Raw genomic sequence first — 1,683 nt, 5'->3', positions numbered from 1 at the left:
TGTCCGGCCAGGGTGAGCAGGTAGGGCAGTTCGCCGATGGCCGGGAAGCGCACTCCGCCGATCAGCTCGACCGGGTGGCGGCCGTTGAAGGTCTGGAGATCGAGTTCGGTGGGCTGGGCGAAGCGGGAGAAGTTGTGGACGCAGAGCACGAGGTCGTCCTTGTACTCGCGCAGGAACGCGATCACGGCCGGGTTGGAGGAGGGGAGTTCGGTGTAGGAGCCGAGGCCGAAGGCGGGGTTCTGTTTGCGGATTTCGATCATCCTGCGGGTCCAGTGCAGGAGGGAGGAGGGGGAGGACATGGAGGCTTCGACGTTGGTGACCTGGTAGCCGTAGACGGGGTCCATGATCGTGGGGAGGTAGAGGCGTCCGGGGTCGCAGGAGGAGAAGCCGGCGTTGCGGTCGGGGGTCCATTGCATGGGGGTGCGCACGGCGTCGCGGTCGCCGAGCCAGATGTTGTCGCCCATGCCGATTTCGTCGCCGTAGTAGAGGATCGGGCTGCCGGGCAGGGAGAGGAGGAGGGCGGTGAAGAGTTCGATCTGGTTGCGGTCGTTGTCCAGGAGGGGGGCGAGGCGGCGGCGGATGCCGATGTTGGCGCGCATGCGGGGGTCTTTGGCGTATTCCGCGTACATGTAGTCGCGTTCTTCGTCGGTGACCATTTCGAGGGTGAGTTCGTCGTGGTTGCGCAGGAAGATGCCCCATTGGCAGCCGGCGGGGATGTGGGGGGTTTTGGCGAGGATTTCGGAGACGGGGTAGCGGGATTCGCGGCGGACGGCCATGAAGATGCGGGGCATGACGGGGAAGTGGAAGGCCATGTGGCATTCGTCGCCGCCGTCGGTGTAGTCGCCGAAGTAGTCGACGACGTCTTCGGGCCATTGGTTGGCTTCGGCGAGCAGGACGGTGTCGGGGTAGTGGGTGTCGATTTCGGCGCGGACGCGTTTGAGGAGGTTGTGGGAGCGGGGGAGGTTTTCGCAGTTGGTGCCCTCTTCGGCGAAGAGGTAGGGGACGGCGTCGAGGCGGAAGCCGTCGATGCCGAGGTCGAGCCAGAAGCGTAGGGCGGAGATGATTTCTTCCTGGACGGCGGGGTTTTCGTAGTTGAGGTCGGGTTGGTGGGAGAAGAAGCGGTGGAAGAAGTATTGCTGGCGGACGGGGTCGTAGGTCCAGTTGGAGGCTTCGGTGTCGATGAAGATGATGCGGGCGTCCTGGTATTGCTTGTCGTCGTCGGCCCAGACGTAGTAGTCGCCGTAGGGGCCGTGGGGGTCGGTGCGTGATTCCTGGAACCAGGGGTGTTGGTCGCTGGTGTGGTTCATGACGAAGTCGATGATGACGCGCATGCCGCGTTGGTGGGCGGAGTCGACGAATTCGACGAAGTCGGCGAGGTCGCCGAATTCGGGGAGGACGGCGGTGTAGTCGGCGACGTCGTAGCCGCCGTCGCGGAGGGGGGATTTGAAGAAGGGGGGCAGCCAGAGGCAGTCGACGCCGAGCCATTGCAGGTAGTCGAGTTTGGCGGTGATGCCTTTCAGGTCGCCGATGCCGTCGCCGTTGCTGTCCTGGAAGGAGCGGACCAGGACTTCGTAGAAGACGGCGCGTTTGAACCATTCGGGGTCGCGGTCCTTGGCGGGGGTGTCCTCGAAGGTGTCCTGGACGGGCTCATTGATGATCATGATGTGGGTGACCCTCCGATCA

The 1,683-nt window shown here is 64.1% G+C and carries 1 protein-coding gene; it reads right to left on the bottom strand.

Annotated features, from left to right (window positions below):
* Positions 1-1,661 (bottom strand): maltose alpha-D-glucosyltransferase (gene treS, locus ACWFRJ_RS44535; RefSeq protein ID WP_453544817.1); only part of this gene is annotated, 1,661 nt, incomplete at its 3' end.
* Positions 1,662-1,683 lie beyond the last annotated feature (22 nt).

Source organism: Streptomyces sp. NPDC055239, assembly GCF_053606205.1.
This window is presented reverse-complemented; position numbering and strand designations above follow the sequence as displayed.